Source organism: Micromonospora sp. NPDC007220 (genome assembly GCF_040634035.1).
Taxonomy (GTDB): Bacteria; Actinomycetota; Actinomycetes; order Mycobacteriales; family Micromonosporaceae; genus Micromonospora; species Micromonospora reichwaldensis.
In genome coordinates, this window is sequence record NZ_JBEYEU010000001.1 from 1 (window position 1) to 16,710 (window position 16,710).

General features: G+C 73.4%; 17 protein-coding genes. 12 read left to right on the plus strand and 5 right to left on the minus strand.

Annotated elements, in window-relative coordinates; genetic code table 11:
* The first annotated feature begins 260 nt into the window (after positions 1-260).
* From ABZ573_RS00005 to ABZ573_RS00060, 12 genes are all read left to right on the plus strand, one after another.
* Positions 261-632: a hypothetical protein gene (locus ABZ573_RS00005; protein WP_327030124.1), complete on the plus strand. Its 372-nt coding sequence runs from the start codon at positions 261-263 to the stop codon at positions 630-632.
* A gap of 138 nt (positions 633-770) precedes the next feature.
* Complete coding sequence (locus ABZ573_RS00010) at positions 771-1,397, plus strand: DUF4178 domain-containing protein (protein WP_327030125.1); 627 nt, start codon at positions 771-773, stop codon at positions 1,395-1,397.
* Positions 1,397-1,903 carry a DUF2617 family protein gene (locus ABZ573_RS00015; RefSeq protein WP_327030126.1) on the plus strand — a complete coding sequence of 169 codons (507 nt, stop codon included), beginning with the start codon at positions 1,397-1,399 and terminating at the stop codon, positions 1,901-1,903. The genes ABZ573_RS00010 and ABZ573_RS00015 overlap by 1 nt, the downstream gene beginning before the upstream one ends.
* Positions 1,900-2,325: a DUF4247 domain-containing protein gene (locus tag ABZ573_RS00020; RefSeq protein WP_151457283.1), complete on the plus strand. Its 426-nt coding sequence runs from the start codon at positions 1,900-1,902 to the stop codon at positions 2,323-2,325. Before ABZ573_RS00015 ends, ABZ573_RS00020 begins: the two co-directional genes overlap by 4 nt.
* Before the next feature lie 31 nt (positions 2,326-2,356).
* Complete coding sequence (locus ABZ573_RS00025; RefSeq protein ID WP_101413564.1) at positions 2,357-2,779, plus strand: DUF350 domain-containing protein; 423 nt, start codon at positions 2,357-2,359, stop codon at positions 2,777-2,779.
* Entirely contained in the window at positions 2,779-3,615 is an 837-nt protein-coding gene (locus tag ABZ573_RS00030) for a hypothetical protein (protein WP_327030127.1), read from the plus strand. The genes ABZ573_RS00025 and ABZ573_RS00030 overlap by 1 nt, the downstream gene beginning before the upstream one ends.
* Complete coding sequence (locus ABZ573_RS00035; protein ID WP_327030128.1) at positions 3,612-5,183, plus strand: polyamine aminopropyltransferase; 1,572 nt, start codon at positions 3,612-3,614, stop codon at positions 5,181-5,183. The genes ABZ573_RS00030 and ABZ573_RS00035 overlap by 4 nt, the downstream gene beginning before the upstream one ends.
* Before the next feature lie 112 nt (positions 5,184-5,295).
* Positions 5,296-6,141 (plus strand): hypothetical protein, encoded by an 846-nt coding sequence (locus ABZ573_RS00040; RefSeq protein WP_327030129.1) that lies wholly within the window; start codon positions 5,296-5,298, stop codon positions 6,139-6,141.
* Between the two features lie 72 nt (positions 6,142-6,213).
* On the plus strand, positions 6,214-6,900 hold the full coding sequence (locus ABZ573_RS00045) for a hypothetical protein (RefSeq protein WP_358114143.1): 687 nt from the start codon (positions 6,214-6,216) through the stop codon (positions 6,898-6,900).
* Complete coding sequence (locus tag ABZ573_RS00050) at positions 6,897-7,706, plus strand: SDR family oxidoreductase (protein ID WP_358114146.1); 810 nt, start codon at positions 6,897-6,899, stop codon at positions 7,704-7,706. The genes ABZ573_RS00045 and ABZ573_RS00050 overlap by 4 nt, the downstream gene beginning before the upstream one ends.
* A gap of 169 nt (positions 7,707-7,875) precedes the next feature.
* Positions 7,876-8,415, plus strand: coding sequence for an orotate phosphoribosyltransferase (pyrE, locus tag ABZ573_RS00055; protein ID WP_151457173.1), 540 nt, complete (start codon positions 7,876-7,878; stop codon positions 8,413-8,415).
* A 57-nt stretch (positions 8,416-8,472) separates the two neighbouring features.
* Positions 8,473-8,850, plus strand: coding sequence for a metalloregulator ArsR/SmtB family transcription factor (locus ABZ573_RS00060; protein WP_007454255.1), 378 nt, complete (start codon positions 8,473-8,475; stop codon positions 8,848-8,850).
* A gap of 58 nt (positions 8,851-8,908) precedes the next feature.
* On the opposite strand, the gene ABZ573_RS00065 is transcribed toward ABZ573_RS00060, so the two are convergent.
* The 5 genes from ABZ573_RS00065 to ABZ573_RS00085 form a co-directional block, all read right to left on the minus strand.
* Entirely contained in the window at positions 8,909-9,622 is a 714-nt protein-coding gene (locus ABZ573_RS00065) for a VTT domain-containing protein (protein WP_151457172.1), read from the minus strand.
* 152 nt (positions 9,623-9,774) lie between these two features.
* Positions 9,775-10,560 carry a thioesterase family protein gene (locus ABZ573_RS00070; RefSeq protein WP_358114150.1) on the minus strand — a complete coding sequence of 262 codons (786 nt, stop codon included), beginning with the start codon at positions 10,558-10,560 and terminating at the stop codon, positions 9,775-9,777.
* A gap of 91 nt (positions 10,561-10,651) precedes the next feature.
* The gene (locus ABZ573_RS00075) at positions 10,652-13,177 is read right to left on the minus strand and encodes a polynucleotide kinase-phosphatase (protein ID WP_358114153.1); all 2,526 of its coding nucleotides are present in this window, start codon (positions 13,175-13,177) and stop codon (positions 10,652-10,654) included.
* Positions 13,174-14,646, minus strand: coding sequence for a 3' terminal RNA ribose 2'-O-methyltransferase Hen1 (locus ABZ573_RS00080; RefSeq protein ID WP_358114156.1), 1,473 nt, complete (start codon positions 14,644-14,646; stop codon positions 13,174-13,176). Before ABZ573_RS00080 ends, ABZ573_RS00075 begins: the two co-directional genes overlap by 4 nt.
* Before the next feature lie 368 nt (positions 14,647-15,014).
* Positions 15,015-16,580, minus strand: coding sequence for an LPXTG cell wall anchor domain-containing protein (locus ABZ573_RS00085; RefSeq protein ID WP_358114159.1), 1,566 nt, complete (start codon positions 16,578-16,580; stop codon positions 15,015-15,017).
* Positions 16,581-16,710 lie beyond the last annotated feature (130 nt).

The following is a 16,710-nucleotide window of genomic DNA, read 5'->3' on the forward strand; positions in this document are numbered from 1 at the left end:
CTGCGACGTCCTATACGCCATGCTCCGCGACAAGATCCCCTACCAGCCACGCCCCACCAGCCCGGTCCCCGCTTGACGAAACCCATAGGGACACCCCCCACCCCCCCACCCCCCACCCCTTCACCGTCGCGTTGATCATGAAGTTGTTGTCGCGACACGCCGATTCGGCGGGCAACAACTTCATGATCAACGGGGTGGGGCGGGGGTGGGTGGGGAAGGGGGTGGGGAGGCGGTAGGGGGAGGGGTGGAGGATGTTCGGGATGGGGCGGAATAAGGATCGGGAGGTCGAGGCGGCCTTCGACGAGCTTCGGCGGGCCGAGACGGTGGCGTTCGGCGGGGTGGGGATCGCCGGGACGCTGCTGCCGGTGACCGAGGCGTACCGGCGGGTCGAGGCCGCGCTGGGCGACGATCCCGAGGATCTGCGGGGACAGCTCGACCGGCTGCTCGCCGAGGGCACCCCGGCGGGGCGCGTCTACGCCGCCACGCTGCTGGAGAGCGTGGACCCGACCGCCGGGCGCGCCGCCTGGACGGCGTTGCGCGACGACCCGGCCGAGTTCGGCACCTTCACGGGCTGCGTCATGGGCCGCACCACCCTGCGCGAGTACGCCACGGACCGCCCCGACGGGCCGTAGAGGCTCGAAGAGCGGGCCCGGGGGAGGGCAGTCGCCGGGCACGTGGGGTAACCGGCCTCTCACTCCCCGACCAGGCATTTTCCCCAGGTGCGCGGGGTTGTTACCGTCTGCGCCGACGTACCTGGGGAGGTGGTCGGGTTGAGCGGAACGCTCGCGTACGTGCTCGCGGCGATGGGTTGTCTGGTCGGAGTGGCGGGCCTGGTGGTGGCCGCGGTCGCCTGGAACCGGACGCGTTCCCGCCCGCAACGACGGGCCAAGGGGCCGGGTGACCCGCTGCGGGACCGGGACGCCGACGCGCTGCGCGGTGACCCGCGCCGGCTGAAGCCCGGCGACATCGTCGAGATCCGGGGCGTGTCGTACGCGGTGCGCGGCTCGATCCGCCTGGTCGAGGGCGGCTGGAGCTGGGCCGAGCACCTGCTCGACGACGCCGGCGGCGTGCGGCGCTGGCTCTCCGTCGAGGAGGACCCGGAGCTGGAACTGGTGCTCTGGGGAGCCGAGCAGGGCGCCACCGTCACCCCCGGCGCCCCGACCATCGACTTCGCCGGCCGCCGTTACAACTGGAACGAGTCCGGCCAGGCCCGCTTCACCGCCGTCGGCAACACCGGGCTCGACCCGACCGGCACGATGCGCTACCACGACTACCAGGCGCCCGGCGGCGCCCGGCTCTCCTTCGAGGCGTACGGCGAGGCGGGCTGGGAGGTGGCGCTCGGTGAGCTGCTGCACCGCGGCGACGTGATGATCTATCCGCAGTCCGAGGTGGGCTGATGCTCGTCACCCTCGACGCCCCGTACGTCGACACCAGTGCCGCCGACCTCAGCCTGGCGCTCGACGACGTCGAGCGGCCCGCGCTGCACGTGCTCGACCTCGACCTGCCCGACGGCGTCCGGCTGCGGCTGCGGCTGCTCGGCGCCTCGCACCAGGTGGTCCTGCACGCGCCCGGCGCCGCGCTGACCGAGACGGTCGCCTGCCTGCCCGGCCGCCCGCCGGAGCTGCCCGGTGCGGTACGGGACGAGGCGAGCGGCTACCACTTCACGGCGACCGTGCTGCGCCCCGCCGGCGCCGGGCTGAGCGAGCAGGTCGCCGCCCTCCGCGCCGACCTGGCCGACGACCCGTACGCGCTGGTGGGCGTGTTCCCCGGTGACGTCGACGCGGTGACCGCGCTGGCGGTCCGCCCCGACCCGCCGGCCGGCACCCTCGCCTGGCGCACCTGGCACGCGTATCCCCAGACCAACGAGCTGGTCCTGACCGAGACGGTGGTGGCACTGCGATGACGTACCGACGCTGGTTCGTGGTGGGGGTGGCGTTCGCCGTCATCGGCGCCCTGGTCGCCGCCTTCGCGATCTTCTACGGCAGCTTCTCGCCGCGCGGCTACGTCGAGGACAAGTACAAGCGGGCGGCGAGCCGGGACATCGGCCGCAACGCCGTCGCCTACACCTCGCCCCGTTCGCCGAGCCAGGTGGCGAAGGAGGTCACCGACGCGTGGCAGCCCGCCGACCAGTACGTCGACGGCAGCGGCGTCTACCTGCGCTACGACGACGACTCGGTGGTGATCCTGCCGATCGCCGCCGGCTCGGTGATCCTGCTGGAGCGCATGAGCACCGCCTATCCCCGCTACCACTCCACGGTCGGCTCCCACTGGGGCTGGGGCCGTGGCAGCACCGTCCGGGGCGGCGGCCCCGGCAGCGGCAAGTGACCGCACCGACCCCCTCACCCTGGAGCCTCCTGTGCAGACCCTCGTCACCGATCTGCTGGTCACCCTCGCCTACGGGGCGGTCGGTGTCCTGCTGATGGGCATCGGCTACGTCCTGGTGGACCTCGCCACCCCCGGCAAGCTCAACCAGCTGATCTGGACCGAGCGCAACCGCAACGCGGCGCTGCTGCTCGCCTCCAACCTGGCCGGCGTCGGCATCATCGTGGTCGCCGCGATCGCCGCCAGCGACGACGACTTCGCGCTCGGCATCGTGGGCGCGTCCGCGTACGGGATCCTCGGCCTGGTGATCATGGCGGCGGCCTTCGTGCTGCTCGACGTCGCCACGCCGGGCAAGCTCGGCGAGATCCTGGTCGACCAGCAGCCGCACCCGGCGGTCTGGGTCTCCGCCGTCGTGCACCTCGCCACCGGCGCGATCATCGCCGCCGCGATCAGTTGATGGCGACGGCGAAGAAGCCCGGCGGGCAGCAGGCGGCGGTCGCGAAGGCGAACCAGGGCACCTGGATCGTCTGGGTGGTCGTCGGGGTGGCCGTCCTGTGCTGCGTGGGCATCGGCGTGGTCAACCGCAGCGGCGGCGGGGACGACGTGCTGCCGCCGACCTCGCAGGAACGCGGCGACACCGTGCCGATCCTGCAACGCTCCAGCGCCAGCCAGGGCATCTGCTACGGCTGGGTGCTGCGGGACTTCTACGAGTACACGGACCTCAGCGTCGGCTCGAACCTCGGCGAGGGGGTGGCGGTCGAGGAGAACGCGGCCTGCCCGCGCTGGGTGCAGGTGGTCGCCCAGGTCGCGTACACCTCGGAGAGCAGCGAGAGCAACGACTTCGCCCGCATCACGGTGGAAGCCTCCGACGACGTCTCCGCCACCGCCCAGCTGCGGATGGAGAGCGGGCTGGAACGGCTCGGGCTGACCGAGGACGCCTTCGTCGACGAGCCCGGCTGGGCGGTCACCCGGGCCGCCGTCTCGCTGCCGTTGCTCGCCGCCGAGGCGGGCCTGGTGGAGCCGGCTGCGACCCCGGCGGCTGCGACGGCCGACGCGCCACCGCTGCCGGACGCCGGTAGCGACCTCTGGCGTGACCGCTGGGGCTACCTGCTCGCCGCGGTCGGCCTGCTGCTGTTCACCGCGCTGCTGTTCGCCGCCGGCTTCTGGCAGCGCGGCCGGCAACGCCGCGAGGAGGCCCAGCGGCAGGCACAGGCGGGGGCCGGGATGCGGGACTTCAGGGTCGCCCGGCAGGCCGCCGCGCGGGACCCCAGGCGTACGCCGGAGGGCCGGTGACCGTCGACGCGCCGGCACCGCCCGCGCGGTGGCGGCTGTCCCGCGCGGCGGTGCTCGTCGCGGTCTTCGTCTGTGCCGCCTGCGGCCTGGTCTACGAGCTGGCCCTCGTCGCCCTGGGCAGCTACCTGATCGGGGACACGGTCGGGCAGGCGTCGATCGTGCTCGGCGTGATGGTGTTCGCGATGGGCGTGGGCGCGCTCGCCGCCAAGCCCCTGCAGCCCCGGTCCGCTCCCGCGTTCGCCGCGATCGAGCTGGCCCTGGCCCTGCTCGGTGGCCTCTCCGTGCTCGGCCTCTACGCGGCCTTCGCGTGGCTGGACCTCTACGGCCCGGCGCTGGTCGCCACCGCCTTCGTGCTCGGCCTGCTGATCGGCGCGGAGATCCCGCTGCTGATGGTGCTGCTGCAACGCATCCGGGAGCAGGCGGCCGGCAGCGCGGTGGCGGACCTGTTCGCCGCCGACTACGTCGGCGCGCTGCTCGGCGGGCTGGCCTTCCCGTTCCTGCTGCTGCCGGTCTTCGGCCTGCTCAAGGGCGCGCTGGTGGTCGGGGCGGTGAACGCCGTCGCCGGGCTCGCACTGGTCTGCACGGTCTTCCGGCGGGAGCTGAGCCGCCGGGCGCGCGTCGCGCTCGGCGCCGGCAGCGTCGTGGTCTTCCTCAGCCTCGGGTACGCGTGGGTGACCGCGCACGACTTCGAGCTGACCGCCCGCCAGCAGCTCTACCGGGATCCGGTGGTGCACTCCGAGCGCAGCCGCTACCAGGAGATCGTGCTGACCCGCTCGGTCGCCGAGACCGGCCGCGCCGGCACCGACCTGCGGCTCTTCCTCAACGGCGACCTCCAGTTCAGTTCGGTCGACGAGTACCGCTACCACGAGGCGCTGGTGCATCCGGTGCTGAACGGCCCGCGCGGCGAGGTGCTGGTGCTGGGCGCCGGGGACGGTCTCGCCGTACGCGAGCTGCTGCGCTATCCCGACGTCCGGCGGATCACGGTGGTGGACCTGGACCCGGCGGTGGTGGCGCTGGCCCGCAGCGAGCCGCAGCTGCGCCGGCTCAACGGCGGGGCGCTCGACGACCCCCGGGTCCGGGTGGTGCACGCCGACGCGTTCGCCTGGCTGCGTACCGCCCCCGAACGGTTCGACGCGGTGGTGGCGGACCTGCCCGACCCCGACGAGACGGCCACCGCCAAGCTCTACACGGTCGAGTTCTACGCGCTGGTACGGGCGGTGCTCGCCGAGGGCGGGCGGCTGGTGGTGCAGTCCGGCTCGCCGTACTTCGCGCCCCGGTCGTACTGGTCGATCGAGGCGTCGCTGCGCGAGGCGGGCTTCGCCACCACGCCGTACCACGTGGACGTGCCGTCCTTCGGCGACTGGGGTTTCCTGCTGGCGGCCCCCGGCCCGACCGCGCCCGCCCTGGCCCTGCCGCCGGACGCGCCCGCGCTGCGCTTCCTCGACGCGGCGACGCTCTCCGCCGCCGGGTCCTTCCCCGCCGACCGGGGCCGGGTGGACGTGCCGGCCTCCACCCTGCTCCAGCCCCACGTGCTGGAGTACGCCCGCGCGGAGTGGCGCGGCTACTGAGGTGCCGCCCGTGGCCCGCGATCGCCGCCGTCCCGGCGGGTCAATGCCCGTCTGACGTGCCGGACTGGCTCGACCTGGATACGGTGTGACCGCGATCTAGGGAAGGAGAATCATGGTCGATTCCCACAACACGCCGGCCCGCACCCGGCCGGGTGTGGTGACCATATCCACGTATCTGCTGTGGCTGTTCGCGCTCACCCAGCTGATCGGCCTCATCATCACGCTCTCCACCGTCGGCACCATCTCGGAGGTGCTCGACGAGGCGTACAGGGGCACCGACGCCAACGGCACGCAGAACCTGGCCGACATCACCACGATGATCACCATCGGTGGCGCCGTCTTCGTGCTCCTGCTCGCGGTCGTGCTGGCCGTGCTCGGGGTGTTCAACAACAAGGGCAGCAACGGATCGCGGATCACCACCTGGGTGCTCGGCGGCATCATGGTCTGCTGCATGGGTGGCGGACTGGTCAGCGGAGTGGGCGGCGGCATCGGCACCGGTCAGACGACCGGCGACGCGCCGAGCCCGGAGGAGATCCAGCGCCGCCTCGACGAGGCGCTGCCCGGCTGGTTCACCCCGGTCACCACGCTGCTCAGCGTGCTCGGGCTGCTCGCGCTGCTCGCCGCGCTGATCCTGCTGGCGCTGCCGAAGGCCAACGAGTTCTTCCGCAAGCCGAAGCAGGGCTGGGAGCCGCCGGTCCCGGGTGCGGCCTACCCGCAGTCCGGTGGCCAGCCCGGTTACCCGCAGTCCGGCCAGCCCGGCTACCCGCCCACGCCGGGGTACCCGCCGACGCCGGGCCAGCCGCAGGCCTCCGACCAGCCGGGCTACCCGCCGGCTCCGGGTGACCAACCGCCGTCCACGCCGTACGGCGGGGACCAGCCGGGCCAGCCGGGGTCGAACCCGGGTGGCGAGCAGCCCGGGTCGGACCGTCCCGGACCGACCCCGCCGCCGGTGAGTTGACGGGTCGATAACAGCGACGCCGACAGTCCCTCCGAGTAGGTTGCAACCCGACGCCTACCGGAGGGACTCGTCGTGTCGCACCCCGATCGGGCACCGGCCCGCCGCCCGGCCGTCGTCACGGCGGCCGTGGCGCTGCTGGCGCTGATGGCGGTCGCCGCCCTCGCGTACGCCGCCGCCGGTGTGGCGATCCGGGGCGGCACCGTCGACCGGTTCCGCGCCGCCGCGACGGACACCTCGGCACTCCCGGACCAGATCGACGGGACGGTCACCCTGCTGAGCGTCTCCACCGTGCTGACGGCGGTGGTGAGCCTGCTCGCGGGGCTGCTCCTCGCCGGTCTCGCCCTCGGCCTGCGGGCCGGCCGGGACGGCGCCCGCACCGCGACCTGGGTGGTCTCGGGGCTGGGGCTGATCGCCGGGTGCTGCGGGCTCGCGCTGCTGGTCGGGCAGCGCGCCACTCCGCTCGGGTCGGGCGAGGACGAGCGGCCGACGGCGGAACTCCTCGGCCTCCTCGCCGACGCCTACCCGTCCTGGTGGATTCCGCTGGGCGCGGGGCTTTCCGTCGGCCAGGTGCTCGGTTACCTTGTGGTAGCCGTGCTGCTGGCACTGCCGGCGGCGGGCGCCTGGTTCCGTCCGCGGCCCGCGTCGTCCGCCCCGCACCACCCTCCGGCGTCGCCCGCGCCGCCACCCGTCCAGCCCCCGCACCAGCCGCCCGGGGCGCCGCCCGCGCCCCCGTACCCGCCGAGTGAGGACCGCCCGTGACGCTCGACCAGTCGGCCAACGAGCGGCGGGCCCTGATCACCGGAGCGACCGCCGGCATCGGTGCCGCGTTCGCCCGCCGGCTGGCCGCCGACGGTTGGCACCTGGTGCTGGTGGCCCGGGACGCGAACCGGCTGGCGGCGACGGCCGCCGAGCTGACCGGGCGGCACGGCCGGGAGGTCGAGACGATCCCGGCCGACCTGTCCACCGACGACGGTTGCGCGACGGTGGAGCGGCGGCTGGCCGAGGGGTCGCCGATCGAGTTGCTGGTCAACAACGCCGGGATCAGCCTGAACACCCCGTTCCTGCGTTCGTCCGCTGAGGACGAGGCGCGGCTGCTGCGGCTCAACGTGCACGCCGTGATGCGGCTGACCCTCGCGGCCCTGCGTCCGATGACCGAGCGGCGCCGTGGGGCAGTGATAAATGTCTCTTCGGTGGCGGGGTTCGGCGCGGTCATGCCGGGTTCGACATACTCCGCCAGCAAGGCGTGGGTCACCAACTTCAGCGAGTCCGTCGGCCAGTCCGCCCGGCCCTTCGACGTGCGCGTGATGGCGCTCTGCCCCGGCTACACGCGTACGGAGTTCCACGAGCGCGCCGGCATCAACATGTCGAAGACGCCGGAGTGGATGTGGCTGCGGGCCGACGACGTGGTCGACGAAGCCCTGCGTGACCTGCGGAAAGGCAAGCTGGTCAGCGTTCCCGCGTGGAAGTACAAGCTCGCCGTGGCGGGGCTGCGGCACGCGCCCCGGCGGCTGCTGGAGGCGGTGTCCCGGGACACCCGGGGCCGGATCGGCCGCGACGGCGGCTGAGCGGCGGGTCGGGGCGGGCTTGCCCCGTCGACCTCCGTCGATCGTCCGATATGTCCGGCTGAACGGTCGCTCAGCGTAGCCGGCCATCGCCACCCGTCGGTCGTCCCCAGGGCTGATCCCGGTGGACCCCGCACACGACTCCCAGACTTGAGCAGTACCCTCTATCGGCATGGGGGACCACGACGACCTGCGTAAATTCATCACTGACCTGGCGGTGGTCCACGGCCGGGTGGTGCTCTCCTCAGGCCGCGAGGCCGACTGGTACGTCGATCTACGTCGCGTCACGCTCCATCACGAGGCCGCTCCGTTGGTGGGGCGCGTGATGCGTGACCTGACGGCCGACTGGGAGTACGACGCGGTGGGCGGGCTGACCCTGGGTGCCGACCCGGTGGCGCTGTCGATGGTGCACGCCGCGTCCGGGACCGACCGTCCGGTGGACGCGTTCGTGGTCCGCAAGGCGGGTAAGACGCACGGTCTCCAGCGTCGGATCGAAGGGCCGGACGTGGCCGGCCGGCGGGTGTTGGCGGTGGAGGACACTTCCACTACCGGGGGAAGTGTGTTGACGGCGGTCGAGGCCCTTCGCGAGGTCGGGGCCGAGATCGTGGGTGTGGCGGTTATTGTTGATCGAGGCGCCGGCGACGCGGTGCGAGCCGCCGGATTGCCGTATCGAGCGGCCTATACGTTGGCTGACCTCGGCCTTGTGGCGTAAAAGTCTGCCGATTCGGATCCGCCGATATGCAGGCGGATCGATGCTGCTGGTGGAAGGATGGAATACGTGGGAACTGCGTTGGCCGAAATGACTATGCCTCAGATCTCGCCGCTTGCCGGCGAGCCGATCGAACGTGCCGATGCCGAGCGTCTGGCGGGGGTCCTCAAGGCCCTCGCCGACCCTGCTCGACTTCGGCTGCTCAGCCTGATCCAGTCGGCGCCCGAGGGGGAGGCGTGCGTGTGCGATCTGACCGCACCCCTCGGCCTCTCGCAGCCGACGGTCAGTCACCACCTGCGTATCCTCACCGAGGCCGGCTTGCTGGAGCGGGAGAAGCGCGGTGTCTGGGCGTACTACCGGCTGGTGCCGTCGGCGATCGCCACGATCGCTGATCTGCTGACCCCGCCGCGCAAGCGCGCCACCAAGAAGGCGCGCTGACCTTCACCGATCGTCCGGTGCCATCCCCCACCGGGGGCGGCACCGGACGGCCGGTCGGTCAGTGCTTGCCGTAGTGCTCGCGGGTCTCCCGGATCGCCTCCTCGGCGGCGGCCCGTTCCTGCGCGCTGGTGCCACGCTTGGCGGCCATCCGCGCCCGCAGCAGCTCGACGGCGATCGGGACCACCGAGATCAACACGATGGCGATCAGGATCATCTCGATGTTCGCCTTGACGAACGGGATCTGGCCGAGGAAGTAGCCGAGCACGGTCACGCCCGTGCCCCAGAGCACGCCGCCGATCACGTTGTAGATCACGAACGTGCGGTAGTTCATCCGGCTGACCCCGGCCACGATCGGCGTGAACGTCCGCACGATCGGCACGAAGCGGGCCAGCACGATGGAGCGCGCGCCGTACTTCTCGAAGAACTCGTGCGCCTTGAGCACGTTCTCCTGCTTGAACAGCTTCGAGTTCGGCCGGCGGAACAGCGCCGGGCCGACCTTGCGGCCGAACGCGTACCCGACCTGGTCGCCGGCGATCGCCGCGATGGTGATGAGCAGGCAGACCAGCCACAGCGGGTAGGTGATGTACTTCCCGTCCGCAGTGAGCAGCCCCGCGGTGAACAGCAGCGAGTCGCCCGGCAGGAAGAACCCGATCAGCAGGCCGGACTCGGCGAAGACGATCACCAGGATGCCGATCAGCCCGAACGTCGAGATCAACACCTCTGGATCGAGCCAGCTCGGCCCCAGGGCCAGGGTGGTGGTGGGCGTCGGCACGAGGTGACCTCCGATGTATGCCGGTCGGTGACGGAACGTCCGTAGTCTAGGTGGCCGCCGGCCGGCCCGGTGCTCGACGTCACAGCGCGCGAGGCGGTGCCAGCCCGGTCGGGCAGGCACATCCGGCACCGGCCCCCGCCCGCCGCGCCGCCTCAGCGGGGTGCGACGACGAGCGTCTGCACGGCACCACCCACGGTGCCGTCGGCGTCGGCCAGTCGGCTCGCCGCCACGCCCGAACCGTGCGGCCCGATCGTGGTGGCCGAGTCGAGCAGGAGCCACTCGCCGCGCGGCGGCCGGTGCAGGGTCACCGTCAGGTCGACGTTCACGAACAGCCACCGGGCCAGGTCCAGGCGGGCACTCACCCCGCTGCCCGAGTCCGCCACCAGCAGCGCCAGCTCCGCCGGGCGGACGGGCTCGCCGGGCAGCAACGGGATCCGGGGCCGTACCCACACCCGGGCCGGGCCCGGCTCGACGAACGCGCCGGAGACGAAACGCCACTGCATGGCCGACAGGTAGCCGGCGGAGTGCGCGGCGGCCCAGTGCTCCGGCTCGGCGCCCGCGTCCGGCCCCGGCACCGGCGGCCCGTCGTCGGCCGTCGCGGGTGTCGCCTCGGCCGGGGCCAGGACGCGCCAGCCCCGGGCGTGCAGCACCTCCTGCCCGCCGGCCTCCGCGATCCCCTCCACCAGCGTGATCCGGCGGCCGGCCCGGACCGTACGGACCCGCAGCGTCAACTCCGCCACCGGCACCGGACGCAGGATGTCCACCGACACGCGGGTGAGGAGCTGGCCGTCGACCGGGTCGTGACCGGCGAGCGCCCGGGCGAGCAGGGCCGACGGCGGGCCGGCGTGCTGGGCGGCCGGATCCCACGGGCCGGCGGTCGCCGGCGTCGACCCGAACCGACCACCGCCGGCCGGCTCGTAGAACGCCTCGTACGTCATGGCCGGCGACCATACCCGCGGTCACCGACAGCCGCGGACCGGCGGTCACGGGTGACGGCCGCCGTCGACCGCCGTCACCCGTCACGCCTCGTCACAGCCGGGGGTCGACCGGCTCGGACTCGCAGGCCAGGATCGCGAAGACCAGCTCGTGCCGGCGCCACAGCGGAGCACCGGCGACCAGCGCGTCCAGCGCCGCCAGCCCCAGCCCGTGCTCGCGCAGCGCCAGCCCCCGCTTGCGCCCCAGCGACCGGCGGCGCAGCGCGGCCAACTGCTCCGGCTCGTCGTAGCCGGGACCGTAGATGATCCGCAGGTACTCCCGGCCCCGGCACTTGATGCCCGGCTGGAGCAGCGAACCCCGCTCGGTGCGGGCGGCCGGGCCGGCGTACGGCTTCACCACCATGCCCTCGCCGCCGGCCGCCGTCAGCGCCAGCCACCACTCGGTGGCCGCCGCCTCGGCGGCCGGATCGGCCAGGTCGACGACCTGGCGGCGCGTCGGCGTGAAGAACTCCGGGTCGGCGGCGCAGAGCCGGTCGGCCAGCCCGAGGTGCCAGCCGTGGTCCCGGTCGGCGTAGCTGGCCTTCGCGCCGGCCAGCACCGCGAACGGGGCCAGGGTCACCCCGCGCAGCCCGTCGGTCGGCCCCACGTACGCCCGGTAGGCGTCCGAGTAGGCCATGATCTCGTCGCGGCGACGGGCCATCCGGTCACGCAGCTCACCCACGGGCAGCCCTCGCCCAGCCGCCGCCTCCAGCGCGGCCAGCGCCGCCGGCAGGGCGGCCCGGCCGGCGGCACCGACCCCGGCGTACTGCTCGCGGATCAGGCCGCCCGCCTTCGCCGACCAGGGCAGCAGCTCGCAGTCGAGCAGCAGCCAGTCCGTCCCCAGCTCGTCCCACAGCCCCGCCGCGCCGACCGCCGCGCGCACCCGGTCGAGCAGCTCGGTGTCGAGCGGCGCGCCGAAGAACGGGCGGCCGGTGCGGGTGTGCACCACCCCGCCGCCAGGACCGAAGGGCCCGCCGTCGGGCTCCCGGCAGACCAGCACCACGGCCCGCGAGCCCATGTGCTTCTCCTCGCAGACCACCCGGTCCACGCCCGCCGCGCGGTAGTCGGCGAACGCCTGCGCCGGGTGCTCCAGGAAGCCGCCCGCCGTCGCCGTCGAGCAGGGCGCCATCGTCGGCGGCAGCCAGGCCAGCCAGCGCGGGTCGACCGCGAAGCGGCTCATCACCTCCAGCGCGGCGGCCGCGTTCTCCGCCGGCACGGTCAGCGACCCGTACGGGTGCTCGACGTGCCGCCGGCCGGTCACGTCGGTCAGCTCCAGCACCTGGTCGGGTCGGGCCGGCGCGGCGGCCAGCGGGCGGGTCGGCGCGTACCACTCCCGCTCCGCCGGCACGGAGACCAGTTCCTTCTCCGGGTAGCGCAGCGCGGTGAGCCGGCCGCCGAAGACGCAGCCGGTGTCGACGCAGATGGTGTTGTTCACCCACTCCGGGACGGCGGCCGGTGTGTGCCCGTAGACCACCATCGCCGAACCCCGGTACTCCCGCGCCCACGGGTAACGCACCGGCATCCCGTACTCGTCGGTCTCGCCGGTGGTCTCGCCGTACAGCGCGAAGGAACGCACCCGGCCCGACGCGCGGCCCTGGTACGCCTCCTTCAGCCCGGCGTGCGCGACCACCAGCCGGCCGCTGTCGAGCACGAAGTGGCTGGTCAGGCCGTCGATGAAGCCCGCCACCTCGGCCACGAAGGCGTCCGGCTCCGCCGCCAGCTGCTCCATCGTCTCGGCCAGCCCGTGGGTGAGCCGCACCTCGCGGCCGCGCAGCCGGCGCAGCAGCTTCTGCTCGTGGTTGCCGGGCACGCAGATCGCGTGCCCGGCGGCGACCATGCCCATCACCAAGCGGAGCACGCCGGGGGAGTCCGGGCCGCGGTCCACCAGGTCACCGACGAAGACGGCGGTACGCCCCGACGGGTGCGTCGCGTCCACCGGCCTGCCCCGCTCGTCGCGGCGCAGCTCCCAGCCGAGCCGGACGAGCAGCGCCTCCAGCTCGGCGCGGCAGCCGTGCACGTCCCCGACGATGTCGAACGGCCCGGTCAGCTCGCGCCGGTCGTTGAACAGCTTCTCGTAGCGGATCTCGGCGGCGTCGATCTCCTCGACGCCCCGCAGCACGTGCACCTTGCGGAAGCCCTCCCGGGCCAGCAGCTTGTACGAGCGGCGCAGGTCGCGCTGCATCCGGGCGAGCACGTGCCGGTTGAAGGTGCGGTCGGCGCGGCCCTCGGTGCGTTCCCACGCCAGCGCCTCGGGCACGTCCAGCACGACGGCCACCGGCAGCACGTCGTGCTCGCGGGCCACCCGCACCAGGCCCGCCCGGGCGTGCGGCTGGAGGTTGGTCGCGTCGACCACCGTGAGCCGGCCCCGGCGCAGCCGCGTGGCGGCGACGTGGTGCAGCGCGTCGAAGGCGTCGGCGGAGGCGGACTGGTCGTTCTCGTCGTCGGCGACCATCGCCCGGAACGTGTCCGAGGAGAGCACCTGGCTGGGCGCGAAGTGCCGGCGGGCGAAGGTGGACTTGCCGGAGCCGGAGACGCCGACGAGTGCGACCAGGGCCAGCTCGGGGATGTCGAGGGTGGTCACGGGTTCTCCTTCCGGGTCAGCACGACGAGCTGGGTGGGGGCGCCGACCTCGGGATCGTCGTCGCCGACCCCGCCGATCGCGGCGGTGTAGCCGTACGTGGTGGACACCCGGTCGACCCAGGCGGCGAACTCCGCGCGGGTCCACTCGAAGCGGTGGTCGGCGTGCCGGAACCGCCCGGCGGGCAGCCCCTCGTAGCGGACGTTGTACTCGGCGTTCGGCGTGGTCACCACGACGGTCGCCGGGTTGGCGTGACCGAGCACGGCGTCCTCCAGCGCCGGCAGCCGGGGCGGATCGACGTGCTCGATCACCTCCATCAGGACCGCCGCGTCGTACCCGCGCAGCCGGTCGTCCCGGTAGGTCAGCGCGGACTGCCAGAGCCGGATGCGGTCCCGCTGCCGCTCGGGCAGCCGGTCCAGCCGCAGCCGCCGGGCGGCCAGGGTCAGCGCGTGCGTGGACACGTCGGTGCCCACGATCTCGGTGAACCGGCGGTCGCCGACCAGCGCGGCGAGCAGGGCACCGCCGCCGCAGCCGAGATCCAGCACCCGGTTCGCACCCGCACCGGCCAGCGCGCCGAGCACCGCCTCACGCCGGCGCGCGGCCAGTGACGCCCGGCGGGCCGAGACCCGCCCGCCCTCCCCGGTCGCCCCGTCCGTGGTCGTGCCGTCCCCGGTCGCCTCGTCCGCAGTCGCCTCGTCGGCGGCCGGCTCGTCGGTCGGGCGTCGCTCGGCCAGGCGGGCCAGGGCCAACCCGGCCAGCGCCCGCCGGTGCGCCAGGTAGCGGCGGGTGATCATGTCGCGTTCCGGGTGGTCGGCCAGCCAGCCCGCGCCGGCCCGCAGCAGCTTGTCGACCTCGTCCGGGGCGACCCAGTAGTGCTTGGCGTCGTCCAGCACCGGCAGCAGGACGTAGAGGTGGTTGAGTGCGTCGGCGACGCGCAGCGTGCCGGTCAGCGTCAGGTCGACGTACCGGCTGTCGCCCCACTCCGGGTGCCGCTCGTCGAGCGGGATCGGGGCGGCGGTCACCGCCCAGCCGAGCGGGCCGAACATCCGGACCGCCACGTCCGCGCCGCCCCGGCAGCGCAGCACCGGCACCCGCACCTCCAGCGGGATCGGCGTACGGGCCAGCTCGGGGCGCTCGCGGGACTCGCCGCGCAGGGCCGAGCGGTACACCTTGGACAGCGCGGAGGAGAGCAGGCTGGACGCCGCGTAGGGCCGGTCGTTGACGTACCGCCCGAGGGTGAAGCTGTCCGGGGTCGGCGCCTGCTGCCGGCCACGGCCGCGCGCGCCGGCCAGCCGCAGCGGGTCGACGTCGAGCAGCAGGGCGGCGGTGCAACGCTGCTCGTCCGCCTCCGGGTAGAACACGTGCGCGGTGCCGACCGGCACGTCGAAGGCGTGCGCGCGGTCGGGGTGCTTGATCAGCAGGTGTCCGAGGTCGGTGGCCGGGCGGTGCGTGGTGGTCAGGGTGAGCAGCACGCGCCCAATGGTGTCAGTCGCGCCGATCTTGCGTCGTCCCGTTTTTGGTTGCTCGTGGGTCGGTGGGTTCCGGGGGGTCCGCTGGTGGGGTTTCCGGGGGAGCCCCGCCCGCTCCGGGCGGTCAGGCTTGATCCCTGCGCGGGCGGGGCTCCCCCGGAAACCCGTCGTGGTTGCGGTTCGTCGGCCGCTCGGGCGGGGGCGCGTGCCGTCGGTGGGTGTCTGTGGGTGGGCGGCGCGTGCCGCGTCGGGGTGGGTGGCTGGGGGTGGGGCGTGGCGTCGGGGTGGGTGGCTGGGAGTGGGGTGGGGTGGGTGGAAATGGTGGTGCCCCGCCGGCCTGGGGGCGGCGGGGCACCGGGGGTGCGGGTGGGTCAGGCGACGAAGTGGGTCTTGCGGCGCTTGGTGACCACGTAGCCGCCGACGCCGGCGACGAGCAGCAGCCCGCCGATGCCGGCGATCAGGCCGGTGGACTCACCGGTGATCGGCAGCGTGCCGCCGTCACCGTCACCGTCACCGCCTCCGCTGCCGCCGCCGTTGCCGGCCGCGTTCACCAGGAGCTTGGCGGTGTCGTTGGCCGGCTTCAGGTCCTTGGAGAAGCCCCCGTCGCACTGGCACGGGATGTTGATGTCGACGGTGCCGGTCGCGTTGGCGACGACCTTGTCGATCCGGAGTCCGAACTCGAAGGTCTCCGCGTCGCCGGCCTTGAGGAGCGGCTGGGCGTAGCAGAAGTAGGTGCGGGCGCCCGGCTCGCCCGGCTCGCCCTGGTCCTCGCCCTTCACGGGCATGCACTCGTCGGGGGCGTCGACCGCGGTGGTGCCCTCGGGAATCGCGACCTCCATGTAGGTCACGGAGGACCCGCCGCGCTGGTAGTCGAGGGTGGCAGGACCGTTGTTGCGGAAACCTACGGTCGCGGTGACCCGCTCGCCCGCCTTCGCCGTCACCGAGTCGCCGACGGCTTCGAGGTCGGTGCCGTTCGTGCCGGTGGCGGTGACCTCCAGGCTCGACCAGTTGTTCTCCGGGTTGATGTCGACCTGGGACGAGCGGGCCCGGACGTTCGGAGCCGAGAGGCTCAGGGGCTCGCCGTCACCCGGCTTGCCGACGGAGACGCCGTTGTCGGTCAGGTACTTGCTGAAGTCCTCGAACTCGGCGACAGTCATCCAGTTGTAGTAGCCGTAGTCCCTACCCGGGGCGTAGGTGTCCGCGCCCAGCTGGTACGCCAGGGAACCCGAGTGGACGGCCCCCGGGGCCACGTCGGCCGAGAAGCGGCAGGTGCGGAGGTAGTCGCCCTCGTAGGTGCAGTTGCTGTGCCGCTTGTCGGCACGGATGGCGTGGTCGTTGTCGAAGACGGCGACCGCGCCCTTCGCGGTGGTCTGACCGGCGTTGCCGAGCACGATCGGCGCGGTGAACCGGCTGCCCGGTGCCACCGAGACCTCCGTCTCCGTGCCGCCGGCCAAGTCGACGCCCTCACCGATCCGGATCTGCGACGTGTGGCTCGTCGGCGCCAGGCCGTCGGCGCTCACCGTGACCTTGACCTTGCCGGCGTCACCGTCCTTCGCCTCCGCCGTGGGCACGACGGCCACGTTGAAGTAGCCGGAGGCCCAGTCGTACAGGTCGTGCTCGAAGAGGTCCGTGCACACCAGGACGCCCGCCTCCGGCGACGTGCACTCGGACTCGAACTCCGACTTGATCTGCACCTTGTCCGCGAAGTCGCGGTAGTCGAACCGGGCCGTCAGGCCGAACACGGTGACGGGCTCGGAGGCGAACATGAGGGGCGATTCGTACTTGCCCTCGGATCCCGCCGCGACGGTCAGGTCGCTGAAGTAGACGCCGAGCTCGACATCGGTGTCCTCGGCGGCGGCGGGGGAGGCGGAGGCGGCGACGAGCGCGCCTGCGACGCCCAGCCCGGCCAGCCAGCGCCGAGTGGAGTGCTTGAGCATGTGGGGGGTTCCTCCCGTGGGAATGCCAGGAGTGGCCAGCGGATCTTAAGGACTCCTTAAGAACCGCCGCTGCCCGCTCGGCCTCCGGCGGGCAAACATCGACCGAACGGCTGAACAGGATCGCCGCAAC